Origin of the sequence: Nocardia sp. 852002-20019_SCH5090214 (assembly GCF_001665865.1) — a bacterium.
GTDB classification, from domain to species: Bacteria; Actinomycetota; Actinomycetes; order Mycobacteriales; family Mycobacteriaceae; genus Nocardia; species Nocardia nova.
In genome coordinates, this window is record NZ_LZMK01000087.1 from 1 (window position 1) to 623 (window position 623).

At 70.3% G+C, this 623-nt stretch carries 2 protein-coding genes; both read right to left on the reverse strand.

The window, feature by feature from the left end:
* Positions 1-320 (reverse strand): hypothetical protein (locus A5780_RS43020; RefSeq protein WP_064908009.1); only part of this gene is annotated, 320 nt, incomplete at its 3' end.
* Positions 308-623 (reverse strand): DUF5131 family protein (locus A5780_RS43025; RefSeq protein ID WP_156769387.1); only part of this gene is annotated, 316 nt, incomplete at its 5' end. The genes A5780_RS43025 and A5780_RS43020, both read right to left, overlap by 13 nt.

Sequence of the window (623 nt, forward strand, 5' to 3'; positions counted from 1 at the left end):
CGGGTGACCATCGAGTCCGGGGTGCAGCCGGTGTGGCTGCCGCAGAAGAACTCGCCGAACTGCGCCGGCGTCATCTCAGGGAAGCCCTCGGCGCGGACTTCTTCGTTCGTGATGGTGTCGAGGCGCTCGCGGCGCACGTCGAGAACTTCGACATCGACGATCCGTACAAGTGGTTCGCCGCGGCGGCGGCCCATCACCTTGCGGCACAGCGTGAGCCGGGTGCCGGGCGTCAGCATCAGCCAGCCCGTGCGGCGGGTGACGGTCTTGGTGCGGTCGCGGACCTGGTCCTCGGTGAGCGAGACCGACATCAGGCGTGGCATGGGGTGCTCCTGTTCTGCGGGTACTGGTTCCAGATCCGGCCGTCGAGTTCACGCCCGGCCGTTTTCGGGGTGCGGCCACCCCACTGCTTGAAGAAGAACGCGGTCCCGGCCTCGACGCACTGGTCGCGCAGGTCGCGCACCCAGTCCGCCTCGATCGGCCGGGCGTGGGGCCCGGATTCGCCGCCGACGATGACCCAGTCGATCGCCGGGATCGGCCGCCAGTCGGCGCAGCCGGGGCACCCGCATTCGAAGCGTTCGTCGTCGTCGGGCCACCGGCACCGGCACCCGTCCGGGCATCCGGTC